Raw genomic sequence first — 16,223 nt, 5'->3', positions numbered from 1 at the left:
TTTGAAATCATCGACAATATGATGACTTTATCCCCTGAATTACAGTCAAGTTTAGAGAGTAAAATCAAACAATTTGAGGAGGAAAAAACCATGCCTTTAATAAGTAATATGGAGTTACGGGGAAGGAAAATTGGTGAGGAAATTGGGGAGTTACGAGGAATAGAACGCGGTAAGGAAATTGGTAAGGAAATTGGTAAGGAAATTGGAGCGTTAGAAAATGCTCGTAACTATGTTAAAACGGTGCTGAAAACGCGATTGGGTGACATTCCAATAGACATTGAGCAAGCTGTGGATAAAATTTCTGTATTATCGATTTTAGACGAGTTACTGAAATCGGCATTAACCGTTAATTCTTTTGATGATTTGCATCAACTTTTAGAACAATAGTCTCAGTAATTTTCTTCTCCAATGAACCAAACAACTGCCAATTATGATGAACCCTGGAAAGAAGCATTAAGCGAGTATTTTGAAGCATTTTTATACTTCTTCTTTCCTGAAGTTCACCAACTTATCAGTTATCAGTTATCAGTTATCAGTTATCAGTTATCAGTTATCAGTGACTAATTGGAAGCAAGTAGCAATCCCTTTGCTATAATAGGGTTTGCTGAAAAGGTTTTCCCTGGTGGCAGGGTGTGGGGTTTTACCCATTTTCAGGTGGTCAATTACCTAATTTTCAGGGAAAAAGTCCCTGAATTTTCCCCCCAATCACTCCAATGGTCGGCACTTTTTGAGGTCAAAAAAGTCTAAAAGTCTTATCCAACAAGGTTTTTAGATTTATTCAGCAAACCATAGCTACCGTTCGCTGTTCCCTGTTCTCCAAAACCAGAGACTTCGTACCTCACCATTAGGATAACTGCTGTAAATGAAATAACCGACTAATGAAAAAGATAATATTGACTTTACTATTAGCTTGGCTTTTAGTTGCTAACATGAATAGCCAAGGGGTTTTAGCAGTGACGATCGATTTTCAATGGTTGGGAAATCAGGGTTATACAGCTAAAGGTTCTTTTAGTTATGATGAAAAAACGGCCCCGACTATCTTTTCGGAAAAAGGTTTGGGAAAAATGCGAGTTTTAGAAAATTTTCAAGTATCTTTTTATGATAACAGTGGTCAAGAGATCGCTAAATACGATAATGTCAGCGAGGGAATTTCCTCGGCTAATTATTTTCAGTTTAATTTTAATACCAAAACCGGTCAAGTTTTCGGCTCGATCGATCTGGGGGGTGAAGGGATGGGGGAAATCTATCTTCAAGGGGTGGTTAACGATAATTTGGCCCTCTTGCGGGTGGAGTCGGTAGATCTGGTCATGGATGAGGATGATTCACCGGAAATTATCACTCAGTTTTGACTAAATCGATCGGGAAAATAGGGATTATCCTAGCCTAATTTTTCCGCTAATTCTAACCAGCGATCGGTTAAATTATCAATTTTTTGACTTAATTGAGCTAATTCTTCGGTCAGAGCGGTTATTTTGGTAAAATCTTCTAGGGGTTCTCCATAAAGTACCTGTTCAATTTCAGCTTTTTTTGCTTCTAAAATTGGTATTTGTTTTTCGATATCTTCGTATTCTTTTTTCTCTTTAAAAGAGATTTTTTTATTGACAGGTGACGGAGAAGCTTTAACAGTTTTTGGGGTGACTTTTTTTTCTTTTGGTTCCTCCTCCTCTTTTTTCTGATCGAGATAAAGGGAATAATTACCCGGATATTGACGGATATTACCCCCGGTTTCAAAGGAAAAAATAGTATCAACTACTCGATCGAGAAAATAGCGATCATGGGAAACGACAATCACACAACCGTTAAAGTCCTCTAAATATTCTTCTAAAATTGCTAAAGTCTGCACATCGAGATCATTGGTGGGTTCATCTAGGATTAAAACATTAGGTGCACTCATCAAAACTCGTAGTAAAAATAAGCGTCGTCTTTCTCCTCCAGAAAGTTTATAAATTGGTGCATACTGTTGATCGGGAGGAAAGAGAAATTTTTCTAACATCTGGGAAGCGGTAATCACGCTGCCGTCTAGGGTTTTGACTAATTCGGCCACACTTTTCAGATATTCGATCACTCTTTGATTTTCGTTGATATTGAGATCATCGGATTGTTGATCGAAGTAACCAATATGAATAGTGGAACCGATGTCAACTGTGCCTGAATCGGGGAGAATTTTCCCGGTAATAATATCCATGAGAGTAGATTTTCCTACCCCATTACTGCCAATAATACCGATGCGATCTTCGGGGGTAAAAATATAGGTAAAATCTTTAATTAAAGTATGATCTCCGTAAGCTTTCGAGATATTTTCTACTTCGATAACTTTTTTGCCGATGCGTCTTCCTGCGGTGGCAATATCGACTTTTCCCTCCACCTGTTTAAATTCCTTATTACCCATTGCCTGAATGCGATCAATCCGCGCTTTTTGTTTGGTACTGCGCGCTTTTGGTCCCCGGGATAACCATTCTAATTCCCGTCGTAAAACTCCCGCGTGTTTGCGTTGACTACTGGCGATCGATTCTTCCGCTAAAGCTTTTTTTTCTAGATAATAGGCATAATTACCGGAATAAGTAGATAAATCTCCCCGATCGATTTCAATGATGCGATTAGTCACTCGATCGAGAAAATAGCGATCGTGAGTAATTAATAATAATCCTCCCCGAAAACGGGACAAATAACTCTGTAACCACTCCACGGAAAGTGCGTCTAAATGGTTGGTGGGTTCATCCATCAATAAACAGTCAGGATCGGCTAAAAGTGCGGTAGCGATGGCGATTCTTTTGCGATATCCCCCCGATAAATCTCCCACGCGAGCATTAAAATTATCGATGCCCAGTTTACTTAAAATAACTTTAGCATTGGTTTCTAAATCCCAGGCGGCAAGTTTATCAATTTGTTGCGAAACCCTTGACAAACGCTCCATAATAGTATCCAGATTTTCTGGCTCATGGACAAGGCGATCGGACAATTCCTCGTATTCCTTAATTAAAGTCATGCTTTCGCCACTATCGGCGAAAACCTGCTCTAAAACCGTTTTATCGTCGTCTAGCTCCGGTTGCTGGGGTAAATAGACGATTTTCATCCCGGAATTGATTTGAATTTCGCCACCATCGATCGATTCTAAACCGGCGATCATTTTCAATAGGGTCGATTTTCCCGATCCATTCGTACCGATCAGGCCGACTTTATCGCGATCATCGAGACTAAAACTCGCATCTTTGAGAATTTCCTTGATACCGAAGTCTTTTTTGAGCGATCGAACCGTCAGCAGTGTCATGATTTCTGGGAATAATCCTTCTTTTCTAGTGTAGTGTCTGGACTAATGCAAAGGATAGATTAAGCAGGTTCTGCTGAAAAAGTTTTTCCTGGGGAAAAAAAACCTGTCCCTAATGCCGACGATAACGAGAAAAGGGACAGATTGGCTCAATTGCATGAGATTATTTTCAGGGGCCAGACGGCATCAGGAATTACATCATGCCCATGCCACCCATGCCACCCATGCCGCCCATGCCACCCATGCCGCCCATGCCACCCATGCCGCCCATATCGGGGGCTGCGGCTTCTTTAACGGGTTTTTCGACCACGAGGGCTTCCGTAGTTAAGACCATACCGGCGATGGAAGCGGCGTTTTGAACGGCTGACCGCACCACTTTAGCCGGATCGATAATTCCGGCGGCGATTAAGTCTTCGTACTTGCCGGTGAGGACATTATAACCGACGCTAAAAGCGGTATCGCGCACACCTTCCACGATCACATCGCCTTCCACGCCGGCGTTGTTGGCTAACTGACGCAGGGGGGCTTCTAGGGCTTTAGCGACGATATCGGCGGCGACTTTTTCCTCATCGTTAGTCAAAGAAGCTTTGAAAGCCTTCACCTTAGAAGCCAGATGAATCAAGGTTGTACCACCGCCCGGGACGATACCTTCTTCCACGGCGGCTTTGGTGGCATTGAGGGCATCTTCGATGCGGAGTTTGCGATCCTTGAGTTCGGTTTCTGTGGCTGCCCCGACTTTAATCACGGCCACACCGCCGGCTAATTTAGCGATGCGTTCCTGTAATTTTTCCTGATCGAATTCAGAATCGGTTTCTTCTAACTGTTTTTTCAGTTGGGCGAGACGTTTCTGCACATCGGCCTTATTGCGGCTGTCCCCGGAGGCGACAATAATTGTATTGTCTTTCTCTAGGGTGATTTTTGCCGCTTGCCCTAGCAGATCGAGGCTAACCGTGTCAAGACTCAAGCCCACTTCTTCGGAAATCAGACGACCGCCGGTGAGGATGGCGATATCTTGTAAAACCGCTTTGCGACGTTCCCCAAAACTGGGGGCTTTGATAGCGACGACATTTAAGACACCCCGGGCCTTGTTGACCACTAGAGTGGCTAAGGCTTCGCCGTCCACATCTTCGGCGATAATTAATAGGGGACGACCTTGACGGGCAACGGCTTCGAGGACGGGGACTAATTCTGCGATCGCACTGATTTTTTTATCGGTAATCAGGATCAGGGGGTTGTCGTACTCGACGATCTGTCTTTCCTGATCGGTGATGAAATAGGGAGAGATATAACCGCGATCGATCTGCATCCCTTCCACTACTTCTAATTCGGTGGTTAGGGATTTCGATTCTTCCACGGTGATTACGCCATCGGTGGTGACTTTTTCCATGGCGGTGGCGATCATTTGTCCCACTTCTTCATCGTTGCCGGAAGAAACGGTGGCCACTTGAGCGATCGCATCTCCGGCGATCGGTTTAGCGACGGCGGCGATTTCTTCCACCAGATAGGCGATGGTTTTGTCTAGTCCGCGTCTTAAGGCGACGGGATTGGCCCCGGCGGTAACGTTTTTGAGACCTTCTTTAATTAAAGCCTGGGCGATGATGGTGGCGGTAGTGGTGCCATCTCCCGCTAAATCTTTGGTTTTTGCCGCTACTTCCTGAATTAATCTCGCCCCGGTGTTTTCGAGGGGATCGGACAATTCGATTTCTTTGGCGACGGTGATGCCGTCATTAACGATCTGGGGGGCGCCGTATTTCTTTTCTAACAAGACATTGCGTCCTTTCGGACCGAGGGTGATTTTTACCGCATCGGCCAAGGCGTTGACACCTCTTTCTAGGGCGCGACGGGATTCATCTTTAAAGGCAATGATTTTGGACATGGTATCGCTGTTGTGATAGGACTCCTTATAGTTAATTTAGCACTCTTAGGGCCTGAGTGCTAAGATGCGGCTGCGGTCATTGAGGAGATAACGATGTTGAGGAGATAACGATGTTATGTCCCTACGGCAGACTGAATTGAGTTAAAAAAATAAAAATTTATCAAGATTTATGAATAATTGCAGAAAATCAATGATAACTATTGTAGCATCTGGAAGCTAACCGAATTTTAGCCCATTTTCGCCTTTTTTTAGGAGAAGATAATCATGATTAATCCAAATCCTGCTATCGAACAAAAAATTAATCAATTTATTCTGGAAACCCAAAATAAATTTAGTCAGGATAAATCAGCTACCCTTGCTAGTTACCAAACAGAAGCCAAAACAATCACTCAAGAGACTAATAATTTAAGAGATGAACTTATTCAAAAACTAGGTGAATTAACTTTTTCAGACCCTTTACCTAGCAGAGAAGAATTAGAAAAACAAATAATAGCTCATACAGATCAGCTTGTGGAGACAATCAACCTTTTATCTACGGGCAAAAGTTCAGAAACTCCTCTTGATACTTTCAGCCAAGAAACTGATAGTTTAGTTACAACAATTACGACTCTATTCGATGCTAATGCTAACGTTCCAAACTTGCCAAAACTCAAAGAAAAACTAACTGCTTGGCAAACAAAAATTAAAGATACTTTGGTTAAATTTTCCACGACTGTGGAATTACAACAGAAAAATGAGTCTTTGATTGCTGAACTGAAGGATAACTTAGACAAATATAGTTCAATTCCTGAAGTAGATGAACCCTTTGAAAAGTTAGTCAAGGAATTTAAAGATAATTTTGCACAACTACAAGAAGCAAGTGTTTTATTTCAAACTTTATCCGATTTAATCAATGAAATTAAAGCTAGAGATGAGGTGATTAAACTAAATCAAAGAATTGATACTTTGCTGGGAAAAACTAAAGAACAAGTAGCGGGATTCCCTCCAGAATTAGACCGGGAAGTACAGGGAGAATTAGCCAAATTAATTATAATACTAGGGATAGCGCAGGTGGAACTCATCAACAGTTCCAAAGCTTGGGATATCATGCAAGTAAAGTCGGTGGTAGATGCTGGAGAAATTGCGATTAAATCTTTAACAGGTCAACCTAATATTATTTTGGCACAAAAATTACGCTATGCTGCCGAAACAGGATTAAGAAAAACCCAGATGGGTTTTTGGAATGGTCTAGCCGACTTCAGAGATAATCTTTTCCATTCTATCAAAATACCTACAAAAGTTTTAATTGGATTAGTGTTAGCTCTCCCTTTGAATTGGGGTATTATGAACTCCCCTCCAGTGAAGGATTTGCTTATGCCCTTACCTCCAATCTCAAATTCTAGTAACCAAAATACTGAGGACAAAGATGGAAATTTTAGACTCTTGATATTGATATTGATGACAGGGACTTTAGGGGGAGCAGTTAGTCTTCTAACTCGTTTGCAAGACTTTGATAATCCCAAAAATCAAAAATATGACGATGACTTCTTGCCATTGTCAATTGGTTTAACCAAACCCATTTTAGGGGGAAGTTTCGCTTTCTTTATTCTGCTAATTCTTAACTCTAGCATTTCTCCCTTACAAATTCGGACTGACAATGGAAATAAGGGGAATGACACCTATTTATATGGACTTTTGACAATGGCTTTTGTGGCTGGATTTAGCGAACGTCTTATTCCCGATTTAATTAATCAAGTGGAGAAAAAAGTAACTGTAGAGGCTAGTTCCACTGGACAGGGACTACCTCCAACGATTTTGATCGCTCCGCCTATCGCAAGTTTAGCATTAAACGGGGAGAAAGAATTTAGCATTAATCCCGTTGGTAACTACACCATCACAATCTCACCGCCAGAAAGCGGTAAAATTGATAAAAATACCACTGATGCCAAATTTACCTACACTGCACCCCCACAAGGAAATGCTGGGGATAAAATTACTATTACTGCCACTTCTGATTCTGGACAAACTGCCAAGGCTACGGTCACTTTAACTGCATAAAAAAAGACCAAGAGAGCCTTCTAGTTTGACAAAAAAAGGATAACTCCCATTTACCCCGATTTCGGGTTAATTGGAATGGCCAATGCTTGAACTTGAATTTTTTTTAACTCGGAAACTAATCGAATCGCCTGCTGTTCGTAGAGGGGAGCGCCCAGGGTCGCTGGCAAATTTTCCATGAGATCGCTGGCGGTTTTCAGGGGACAATTAGAAAAACGACTGATTACGGTGGGTGCTTCCGCGGCAATATTGCGGTTAAAGGCTTTTTCCACCCGCACGCGCCAAGTTTTGGGAGTGCGACGACCCTGTTCCACCCGTCGCAGTCCGTTGATGGTGGCCAGCACCACAATGCGATCGCCGATGCGTAAATTGAGATAATCTTCGGGCATTAATTTCGGGGCTTGCCGTTCTCGTTGGTGTAGGATCGGCACAACTCGATAACCGTAGGCAATATCCCCGATCGAGCTACCATTGAGAGTATCTCCGGCTTCGATCTCGTATTCCGTCACCAGAATCGTTTTTTGCGCCCAACGGAACAGATAGATGATATTTTCTCCGAAAGCGGCCCCCGTAAAGGCTTCTGCCGCCACGGTGTTGGTTCCTAAAATGTGAGAGCGGGGCAGAATTTGACTTAATTGTTGACTAAGGTTGTCGTCGGTGGTGCGGATGACTAAGTAGCTTTGGGGGTTGAGTTTGCGGGTGGTTAGGGCCACTTCTAAATTGAGGATTTCGTCATCAGTAACAATCGCTATACTTTTAGCCCTGTCTAAATTGACATTTTTTAAAGATTCTTCGATATTTCCCGTCATCAGGGGCATTTTTGGCAGGATAGTTGCATCAAAATCCCTATTTAAGCTGACCCCAACGATTGCCTGTTGCATTTCTAGTAATAAATTAGCCACTTCTTTGCCGACTCGACCTAAGCCCACAATAACGATATGATTCTGTTGGGGAACTGGGGGACGGTTAGGGATAAATTGAAATCTTGATGATAATAAAGTTTCTGTCAAAATGGCATAGAGAACCCCGATAAAAGCGGTTCCAGCTAAGGTTAAAAAGAGACTAAATAGCTGCATCCACCAGGGAACTGCATTTAAATCTTCGGGGTTAGAGGCACCGAAAACATCGCCATAACCACCTAATAAAAGAATCGCCGTTCCTGAAAGAGCGGAAATAAAGGAAGCTCTCGGGGCGTAGAGATGGAAAAGAAAAGTCCCGATAATTACTAGCAGGATAATGATAAATACTGACATGAAAGCCACCCGGTGAATTTGCTGCTGAAAACTCAATTGCCAGAATTGTTGGATTTCTTTGAGCAATTTTTGCCAAAAATGCCGCAACTTCTGGCGAGAATTTGAAGGTTTCTGGCGGACAGCATCGATGTTTTGATAGGTAGTTTCGATGGTGGTAATGGTATCACCGGCCCGGATAGTGGTGGTGGGGGACCATTGATAAAATCCAGCCCTTAAAGGTTCATCGGGGGCTGTGTGTGCTAACAGACGACGGGTGGGGGTATTTAAATCACCTAAAAAGCGATCGAGTAAACCATCTTCGGGGCTAATTTGTCTCTGGATAATCCGCAATTTCTGACCGTCGAGATGCAAAAAACCGAGGGTTTCCGTGCCTAATGTGGCTAAAGCAAAGGCATTGGCGGGTAGTTGGGTGGGTTCATAGGCGATAAAATTGCCTAAACGTTCCTTAAGTAGCTGATTGAGATTATCTTTAGAAGAACGCACCACTAAGCGGGTAAGGGGATTTAATTGCCGAATAATTAGGGCAGTGGTGGCATTAATTCGCTCATCACTGGTGACAATTAAAGCAGCCCGACAGCGATCGATTCCCGCTCTTGCTAAAATGTTTTTTTGACGACAATCACCGATAATTATTTCCTCTAATAAATCGGGAAAATCATTAATTTCCCAACTGGGAGGCTGTATTAGTTCGATACCGACGACGCTAACCCCAAACTCTTTTAAAGACTTGACGCAGTGTTGTCCGAGACTACCCAATCCACAAACTAAAAAGCGATCGGCTAACTTGACATTCCCATCGACAAAGCTGAGAGATTCTTGGTTCATAGATTCTGCTTGTCTTAAAAAATAGAATGCTTTTTCAAACTTCTGATCCCCCCTTAATCCCCCTTTAATCTACCCTTAATTTACTTTTAACTAAGGGGGGTATTAGACGATTTTAAACACCCACCTGATTATAACATACCAGCATTTTTATTGCGTACCCGTTCATACATTTCTTCCATATTTAATTGGAAAGCAACGAAGTAATAAACTCCAGCAATATGTTTACAGGGATTTTCCCAATCGGGACAAGAACAATTAGTTCAGCTTTTTTCTGAGGGAAAAACCTAAATAGTGATTTCAGCTTTCATCGACCTGACTTTTAAACTAACTTCAGGATGAGATTGCTTTAATCTCGCTTGATAAACCTGAACATTGGTTCCAGCTTTTGGTACTCTAGAAGCGACAATATAGCATTCTTTTTTAGATTTTTTATGTCTTTCTTGTAAGTAATAATGATTTAGAGTTGACAATAATTGATCATAAGCTTGTTCAATATTTTTACCCTTGAGTTCAATATAAAGAGCCAAGCTACAGGGACTATCAATTTCTAACAGCCAGTCGCATCTTTTCCCCTCGATGATTAAACAATTATCTATTTTTATCTTAGTAACTAATTTCTGACTATTATTGTTGACGATAAATTCTTTACCATTTTCTTTAACTTTGACTATTTTATTATTATTGCATTCAGAACAGTGACTAATATCCATTATTGTTGAGCCTTTCTTTCTAAAATTTCTTCAAACTCTTGACTAAGTTCATCGGAGACAGCATCGAGGTTATTGATACCAATCAAGTTCACCTCTGTATCTAAGATACTTTGAGTTTGTCCGTTGCTAATTGTGTAGGCTGACACATCTTGAAATTGAATAGTATTTTTATAACCTAAAGATTTTTCCGCTTTGACAGGCTCAACGTTAGCCGCCATGATTTTATTATTCAAAGCTGTGAGAATGTAGGGACTATGGGTAGTGAGAAAGAAACGACAATTTTTATTAGCATAAAGTAAGGTAAATAGTTCTACCATATCTCTTTGAGCGGAGGGAAAAAGATGGGTTTCGGGTTCCTCAATAAAGAATTGATTAGATTCGTGAGTGGCAAAAAAGGGGAAAACTAAGAGAATTAATAACATTGGTAAGGCTTCTTGTTGTCCGCTTGAAGCATCAATTAAGTTAATCTTTCTCCCATCGGCATGATAAAGCCAATCTTGATCTTTTTCTCTTCCATAGCTACCCGATAGAATTTTTTCGGTAATTAATTTAATTTGATTATAAAGTTTTTTATCATCTTTTTTATCTTGGAATTCATTAATTATTCTGTATAGACGTTGAGCGGTTTCATAATTAGAGCCAAAGTTGATAATCAGAGGATCAAGATCAAAATTATTAGCTAAAAAGGTAAAAATATTATTGGTAAAGTATTTAACAAACAGAGTGCGACTAGCTGGAATAAAGAAGATTTCTGCGGGTATAAATCCTTCTCGATCTTTAAACAAGTCAGAAGAAGAAAGAGTATTTGTGATATATTCAATAGCCTTTGAGTTTATTTCCTGAGGCTTTAAGCTGTCATCTCTATCCAATCGTCTTATCTGTCTAATGATTCTATTATAAAGCTGTTTAAAATTTTCTGAATAGGTGAATGTTAATTTATAATATCCATCGGAACTTTCTTTATGTCTTTCAATAATAAAAGTAGTATTTTTAAAAGCATAACTTATTTTGAAGGACTGATCTTTCCACGCATATCTAGGAAATAGCTGCTCGAAATCTTGCAGCACCATGCGTCTGATAGCTTTTTGATCCTTAGCATTAAAAGCATAAATTTTAATCTTTAAAAACAAAAATGTTTCAAATAAAAAAACTAATTTAGCAATAATACTTTTACCAGTGGACTGTTCACCGATGATAACATTAATTTTTTTTATCTCTATTTCCGCATACTTAATAATCAGAAAATTTTTAATAATTAAGGATTCCATTGTATCTCTCTTATGTCCAGTCTCATAACAATACTAGCAGGTTAGGGGTAGATTTTCAATTACTGTCAGTTGTTAACCTGTTTATTCTAATCTACCCTCCTATGGATAGATACCTAAGTCAAAAAGTCAGCAATTTAGCTACAGCGTTTCTGATCAAGATAAAGTGTAACCTAATTTGGCATCGGGACTGACCCCTGACTCCCCAAAAGGAAAACTTATATTTTTTTAAAGTATCCCTGCATTTTTATTGCGTACCCGTTGATACATTTCTTCCATTACCTCGATAAAGGAAGTATCCTTATCCCAAAATGCAGGATAATCACCAGCTTTTTTAATGACAATTGCGGGAATAGTTGCGGCTTTGACTAACTGAGGATTTTCGGGTAAACGGTGATGGGAGTGCCAAAATTCTTTGAGATCAATTGTTTCTACTGCTGGTATAGTTTCGGGTTTGGTGTGATAGGAAGTGACAGGGTTAAGAGGAATTTCTTCCTCTTGGATGGAGGAGGAAAGCAGCTTACCGAGGGGAGTTTTTGCTAACTCTTGCAGTAATTTTTGACGAGAGATACCCCGTAATTCAAATAAGAGGAAAGGATCCTGATCTAATTGGGAAGCAACGAGGTAATAAACTCCAGCAATATGTTTACAGGGATTTTCCCAATCGGGACAGGAACAATTGGTGATAAAATCCTTTTGACTGTGGGGTAATAAGTGCAGATTCAGATCGCTAAATGCTTCATCAATATTATCGGGAACTTCTTTGAGCAGCAGTTTAGAGATCATACTCGCTCTTGAACCAAGATTATATAAAGCTTGTGACCACTCTGCTTTAGTAATTGGTTTAATCTCGATACTCACCTTATACAAAGGTTCTTTGTAAACCCCAAAGTAGGGATTAATGGAACCTCTCACCTGAGCAGTAATTAAATTACCGTCAATTTTATAATTCTTGACTTTATCATTTTTGGCGTAGGAACGTCCTCGACTCAAGCGCGCTGAGTCGGTAAATTCCTCTAATGCTTCTATAAAGCGTTGTCCCCACCAAGTTTTACTAAATTTATTCATGGGTTTACCTCGATTAAATAATTGTCTGTTTATTCAATGCGATTAACTGACGAAAACTTTCGTTATCTAATTCCGTTAACCAGGATTCATCATTACTAACAATAGCATTAGCTACCTTTTTCTTTTCCTCGATCATTTCATCAATTCTTTCCTCTAAGGTTCCCAAAGTGACAAATTTATGCACGAAAACATTTTTTTGTTGACCAATTCTAAAAGCGCGATCGGTTGCTTGATTTTCCACCGCAGGATTCCACCAACGATCGAAATGAAAAACATGATTTGCTTTGGTTAAAGTAATGCCAACTCCCCCAGCTTTTAAGGATAAAATAAATACGGAAGGTTCTGTTTCGGGATGTTGAAATTCTTCGATCATTTGTTCTCGTTTTGGTTGAGAAGTCCCCCCGTGAAGATAATAGGTATTGTAGCGAAAAGTTTGTTTGAGGTACTTTTGTAAGGAGTCACCGATTTCAGTAAATTGAGTGAAAATTAGCAAACTATCTCCCTCTAAAATTACTTCTTCTAGCATTTCTCCCAAACGCTCTAACTTATGCGATCGCTCAGGAGTAAAAGCGCTGTTATCCTGTAAAAATTGACGGGGATGATTACAAATTTGTTTCAAGCGCATCAGGGTAGATAAAATTAATCCTTTGCGTTTTATTCCCTCCGCTTCTTCTAATTGTTTTTCCACTTCTTTGATGACAACTTCGTAGAGAGAAGCTTGTTCTTTAGTTAAATTACAATACTGTTTGTTTTCCACTTTGTCAGGTAAATCTTTAATTATCTGCTTATCGGTTTTTACCCGACGCAGAATAAAAGGTTCCACTAATTTTTTGAGAACCGTGGACTGGAGACGATCATTTTGTTTTTGGATTGGCACTTCAAACGCTTTACGAAATTGAGTTTCTTTACCTAAATAACCGGGGTTAAGGAAGTTAAAAATTGACCATAAATCAAGCAGTCTATTTTCTACTGGAGTTCCCGTTAATGCGAGACGATGTTGTGCAGATAAACTCAAGATTGCTTTAGTTTGTGCCGCTTTAGGATTTTTGATATTTTGTGCTTCATCAATTACTAAACGTTGCCAAGATTGCGAGTTCAATAATTTCAAATCCTTGCGAACTAAGGTAAAGGAAGTAATGACGATATCCTTGTGACTAGCTACTGTCTGAAATTCGCTCTCATCTTGATAGCGCTTACTACCATGATGAATTAAAACCTGAAGATGGGGGGCAAATTTTTCAATTTCTTTTGCCCAATTTCCCACCACGGAAGTGGGTGCAACTAGCAGAGTTGGCAAAACATTATTATCTCCCTCTCTTTCCCCAATCAATCTAGCAATTACCTGTAGGGTTTTTCCTAATCCCATATCGTCAGCAAGACAACCATTTAACCCCAATTGTTCTAGGTATTGAATCCAGGCAACTCCACGCTTTTGGTACTCCCGCAGCGTTCCTTGTAATTGGGGAGGATTTTCGATCGGTTCTAGTTGACTAGGATTTTGTAATTTCTCTAGCATAGAACCCAAAAATTCATCGGTTTCAACAATAATCTCCTCTGGGGATTCGGCAGCTTTTTTCATTAATTCAATCAGATTCATTTCAGGATTTTCCTGCTGATATTTCTCCCAAAAATCCAGCATTTGCTGCATTTTATTTTGTTCTAATTCTACCCATTGACCTCGAAATTTAACTAGGGGTGTTTTGGTGTTAATTAATTGTTGCCATTCCTCTTGGGTAATAGTTTCTTCACCGATGGCTAATTCATATTGATATTCAATGATGTTTTCGAGGCTAAAAATCCCTTTACTAACCGGGGTAGATTTGCCTGATTTAGAAGTGGTTTTTAGCCGAACTTTAGCGCGTTGACGACCTTCGGGAGTCCACCAAGCTGGAATAATCACTTTATATCCCGCATCTTCTAAAATCCAAGCAGTTTCTTTTAAGAAAGTAAAAGCTTCTGTAAGGTTGAGAGAAAATCCCGTCGGTTTATCCGTTTCTAATCCTTGCCAAATGGGGGGATAAATACGGGCAGCATAACCCAAACTCAGTAAAATATTTTTGTCTAAATCTTGACCAAAATGCGCTCGTATGCTTGTTCTAGTTTCAGGTACTGCATACCAATATTCGTCTAATTCTAATCGCAGGGAGGGGTCTTGTTTAGAGATGAGGATAAAAGTAACTTGCCACTGTTCAATATTATTTTCTGGGGCCTCCGTTAGTTTAAAACCAAGGCTAAAACTAGATATATTTTGGTCTCCTAGTAATTGCTGTCTCCAAGTTTGCCACTGTTGATATTTTTCTAAAGCGGCAGCGGTTTGCAGAAATCCAGCAGCCTTAGTCACAGAGAAGCAATCACCTATAATTGTCTCGCTAATTTTTTTATCAAAACTGGCAGGAATTGCCGTATTAGTGACAATTTCATTGAGGAGACATTCGGAGAAGTGCCGGAGTAGGGTTTTGGGATCGTATAATTGTGGCGAAGCATGGGGATTTTCAGCACCAGCAAGACAAATGCGGGGAAGATATTCGAGATAGTGATCGAGATTGGTTTCGTAGGTTGCTGATATAATTTCCCAAAGAGGGTAGATGGCAAAGTTAGCGGTTTTCTGGTTATTTGTGGCTAATTCTCGATATTTAAAGGCAGGAATATAGTTATCTTTGATAATTATTTCTTTAAAAGCTTGACTGTAGTGATACCAAAAAAGTAGATCTGCACCTAACTGAATCTCTGAGGAGTTGTAAAGACAGATAAAGTGCAGATCATTGAGCAGTTTAAGTACAGGATTAAGGGGATAACAATCAATTTGCCAAGATTGCCATTGGCTATTTTCTGGGGGTTCTTTTTCTAGATAACGCAGTAATTCTAAGGAGGGTAAAGGTTGATTCTCGTGACTAGGTAAAAGAAAGTAGCGGGGGACAAATTGCCGACTAAGAGGATTATAATTCGATTGAACTATTCCTAACTCTCCAGTGAGAAAGCTAGTTAATTCTTCTTTGCTTAACTGAAAAGGATGATAATTATCAGCAGTGGTGCGACTCTTTTTCGGGGTGCTAGTTTCTCCCCAAAGATAAAAGCTACCCTTCTGAATAAATTCATCCGTTGATTGGGGAATCCAAGTACCGTGAAGAATTTTCATGGTTTTTAATGAGTACAAAAGAACTTAAATGAGGGCAATACTTAGCCTCTAGAAAAATTGTAGCGATTATGGGAGGATTCTCCACACTTTTTTGTCCCTTTGCGAACCCAGAAGTCCTCTGGATCAGAGAAAAAGGTTATTGACTCTCCCCCGCTAACCGCTCGCGCGGTGTAGCGGGGGATTCTCGGTTCTTAGGCTTTTAACTAGATCGACCTGGTTTAACCTGGCCGATCCCCGTCAAATCGCCTCCGCGAGCGTTTTCTAACACGGTCAGTCCGACCGCATTTTTTCCTCGGTTCTCAATTACCTTCGCTGATGCCGTATCTCTCGGTTCAATGTGGCCGCAAGAATCACACCGGTGAACTCTTTCCGATAAGGCTTTTTTACCGGTAATCGCGCCACAATTCGGACACTCTTGCGAAGTTCCGTTTTTATCGACTTTAAGATAATATTTTCCCCGTTTCCAAACAACAAACGGTAGTATCTCGTTAATAAAACTACCGATACCCGAATCCAGAGATTGTTTTCTAACGATCCCTCTAGACCAGGAAACGAAGTTAATATCTTCAACAAAGATATTATCAGCAAAATCGCAAAGGTAATGAGCTAACTTAAAATGCCAATCTCTACGAGTATTAGACACTTTTTCATGTAATCTTGCTATCTTCTCTTGGAGTTTTAACCAATTGTTCGAGCCTTTGACTTGATGTTTCAAGCGTCTTTGTAGCAATTTAAGCTTACTCTGTACTTTCAACAAAAATCGAGGGGCTTTGATTAAATCTCCCCGTGAA

Annotated in this window: 12 protein-coding genes and 1 pseudogene; 4 read left to right on the top strand and 9 right to left on the bottom strand. The window is 40.2% G+C overall.

Going from position 1 to position 16,223, the window contains the following annotated elements; genetic code table 11:
* From IM500_RS17990 to IM500_RS17980, 3 genes are all read left to right on the top strand, one after another.
* Nucleotides 1-387: hypothetical protein (locus tag IM500_RS17990; RefSeq protein ID WP_287739233.1), on the top strand; the 387-nt coding region annotated here is incomplete at its 5' end.
* Between the two features lie 21 nt (nucleotides 388-408).
* The gene (locus IM500_RS17985; protein ID WP_287739231.1) at nucleotides 409-564 is read left to right on the top strand and encodes a hypothetical protein; all 156 of its coding nucleotides are present in this window, start codon (nucleotides 409-411) and stop codon (nucleotides 562-564) included.
* 314 nt (nucleotides 565-878) lie between these two features.
* The gene (locus IM500_RS17980; protein ID WP_190718057.1) at nucleotides 879-1,349 is read left to right on the top strand and encodes a hypothetical protein; all 471 of its coding nucleotides are present in this window, start codon (nucleotides 879-881) and stop codon (nucleotides 1,347-1,349) included.
* 29 nt (nucleotides 1,350-1,378) lie between these two features.
* On the opposite strand, the gene IM500_RS17975 is transcribed toward IM500_RS17980, so the two are convergent.
* Nucleotides 1,379-3,268: an ABC-F family ATP-binding cassette domain-containing protein gene (locus IM500_RS17975; RefSeq protein WP_190718060.1), complete on the bottom strand. Its 1,890-nt coding sequence runs from the start codon at nucleotides 3,266-3,268 to the stop codon at nucleotides 1,379-1,381.
* 190 nt (nucleotides 3,269-3,458) lie between these two features.
* Nucleotides 3,459-5,141 carry a chaperonin GroEL gene (groL, locus tag IM500_RS17970; protein ID WP_185236764.1) on the bottom strand — a complete coding sequence of 561 codons (1,683 nt, stop codon included), beginning with the start codon at nucleotides 5,139-5,141 and terminating at the stop codon, nucleotides 3,459-3,461.
* A 264-nt stretch (nucleotides 5,142-5,405) separates the two neighbouring features.
* Here groL and IM500_RS17965 point away from each other — a divergent pair, with 264 nt between their 5' ends.
* Entirely contained in the window at nucleotides 5,406-7,178 is a 1,773-nt protein-coding gene (locus IM500_RS17965; protein ID WP_287731307.1) for a coiled-coil domain-containing protein, read from the top strand.
* A 50-nt stretch (nucleotides 7,179-7,228) separates the two neighbouring features.
* Here the strand turns inward: IM500_RS17965 and IM500_RS17960 are convergent, their stop codons facing one another.
* The 7 genes and pseudogenes from IM500_RS17960 to IM500_RS17930 all read right to left on the bottom strand — a co-directional run.
* Complete coding sequence (locus tag IM500_RS17960; RefSeq protein WP_190718066.1) at nucleotides 7,229-9,253, bottom strand: potassium channel family protein; 2,025 nt, start codon at nucleotides 9,251-9,253, stop codon at nucleotides 7,229-7,231.
* 173 nt (nucleotides 9,254-9,426) lie between these two features.
* Nucleotides 9,427-9,513, bottom strand: a pseudogene (locus IM500_RS17955) (SWIM zinc finger family protein); the annotation flags it as partial.
* A gap of 24 nt (nucleotides 9,514-9,537) precedes the next feature.
* Complete coding sequence (locus tag IM500_RS17950; RefSeq protein WP_190718069.1) at nucleotides 9,538-9,963, bottom strand: hypothetical protein; 426 nt, start codon at nucleotides 9,961-9,963, stop codon at nucleotides 9,538-9,540.
* Nucleotides 9,963-11,231, bottom strand: a complete 1,269-nt coding sequence (locus IM500_RS17945) for an AAA family ATPase (protein WP_190718073.1) — start codon at nucleotides 11,229-11,231, stop codon at nucleotides 9,963-9,965. Before IM500_RS17945 ends, IM500_RS17950 begins: the two co-directional genes overlap by 1 nt.
* A 225-nt stretch (nucleotides 11,232-11,456) precedes the next feature.
* Complete coding sequence (locus IM500_RS17940) at nucleotides 11,457-12,296, bottom strand: SWIM zinc finger family protein (RefSeq protein WP_190718076.1); 840 nt, start codon at nucleotides 12,294-12,296, stop codon at nucleotides 11,457-11,459.
* 13 nt (nucleotides 12,297-12,309) lie between these two features.
* Nucleotides 12,310-15,432, bottom strand: coding sequence for a DEAD/DEAH box helicase (locus IM500_RS17935; RefSeq protein WP_287739224.1), 3,123 nt, complete (start codon nucleotides 15,430-15,432; stop codon nucleotides 12,310-12,312).
* 199 nt (nucleotides 15,433-15,631) lie between these two features.
* The coding region (locus IM500_RS17930) for an RNA-guided endonuclease InsQ/TnpB family protein (RefSeq protein WP_287739222.1) at nucleotides 15,632-16,223 on the bottom strand (592 nt) is incomplete at its 5' end.

This window comes from Microcystis sp. M179S2, assembly GCF_020245805.1.
GTDB classification, from domain to species: domain Bacteria; phylum Cyanobacteriota; class Cyanobacteriia; order Cyanobacteriales; family Microcystaceae; genus Microcystis; species Microcystis aeruginosa.
Note: the sequence above shows the minus strand (reverse complement) of the source record. Positions and strands in the feature narration are given on the sequence as shown.

Bases quoted from the DNA above. Each gene is read 5' to 3' on its own strand.
- IM500_RS17985 (WP_287739231.1), top strand. From the start codon at position 409: ATGAACCAAACAACTGCCAATTATGATGAACCCTGGAAAGAAGCATTA.
- IM500_RS17980 (WP_190718057.1), top strand. From the start codon at position 879: ATGAAAAAGATAATATTGACTTTACTATTAGCTTGGCTTTTAGTTGCT.
- IM500_RS17975 (WP_190718060.1), bottom strand. From the start codon at position 3,268: ATGACACTGCTGACGGTTCGATCGCTCAAAAAAGACTTCGGTATCAAG.
- groL (WP_185236764.1), bottom strand. From the start codon at position 5,141: ATGTCCAAAATCATTGCCTTTAAAGATGAATCCCGTCGCGCCCTAGAA.
- IM500_RS17965 (WP_287731307.1), top strand. From the start codon at position 5,406: ATGATTAATCCAAATCCTGCTATCGAACAAAAAATTAATCAATTTATT.
- IM500_RS17960 (WP_190718066.1), bottom strand. From the start codon at position 9,253: ATGAACCAAGAATCTCTCAGCTTTGTCGATGGGAATGTCAAGTTAGCC.
- IM500_RS17950 (WP_190718069.1), bottom strand. From the start codon at position 9,963: ATGGATATTAGTCACTGTTCTGAATGCAATAATAATAAAATAGTCAAA.
- IM500_RS17945 (WP_190718073.1), bottom strand. From the start codon at position 11,231: ATGGAATCCTTAATTATTAAAAATTTTCTGATTATTAAGTATGCGGAA.
- IM500_RS17940 (WP_190718076.1), bottom strand. From the start codon at position 12,296: ATGAATAAATTTAGTAAAACTTGGTGGGGACAACGCTTTATAGAAGCA.
- IM500_RS17935 (WP_287739224.1), bottom strand. From the start codon at position 15,432: ATGAAAATTCTTCACGGTACTTGGATTCCCCAATCAACGGATGAATTT.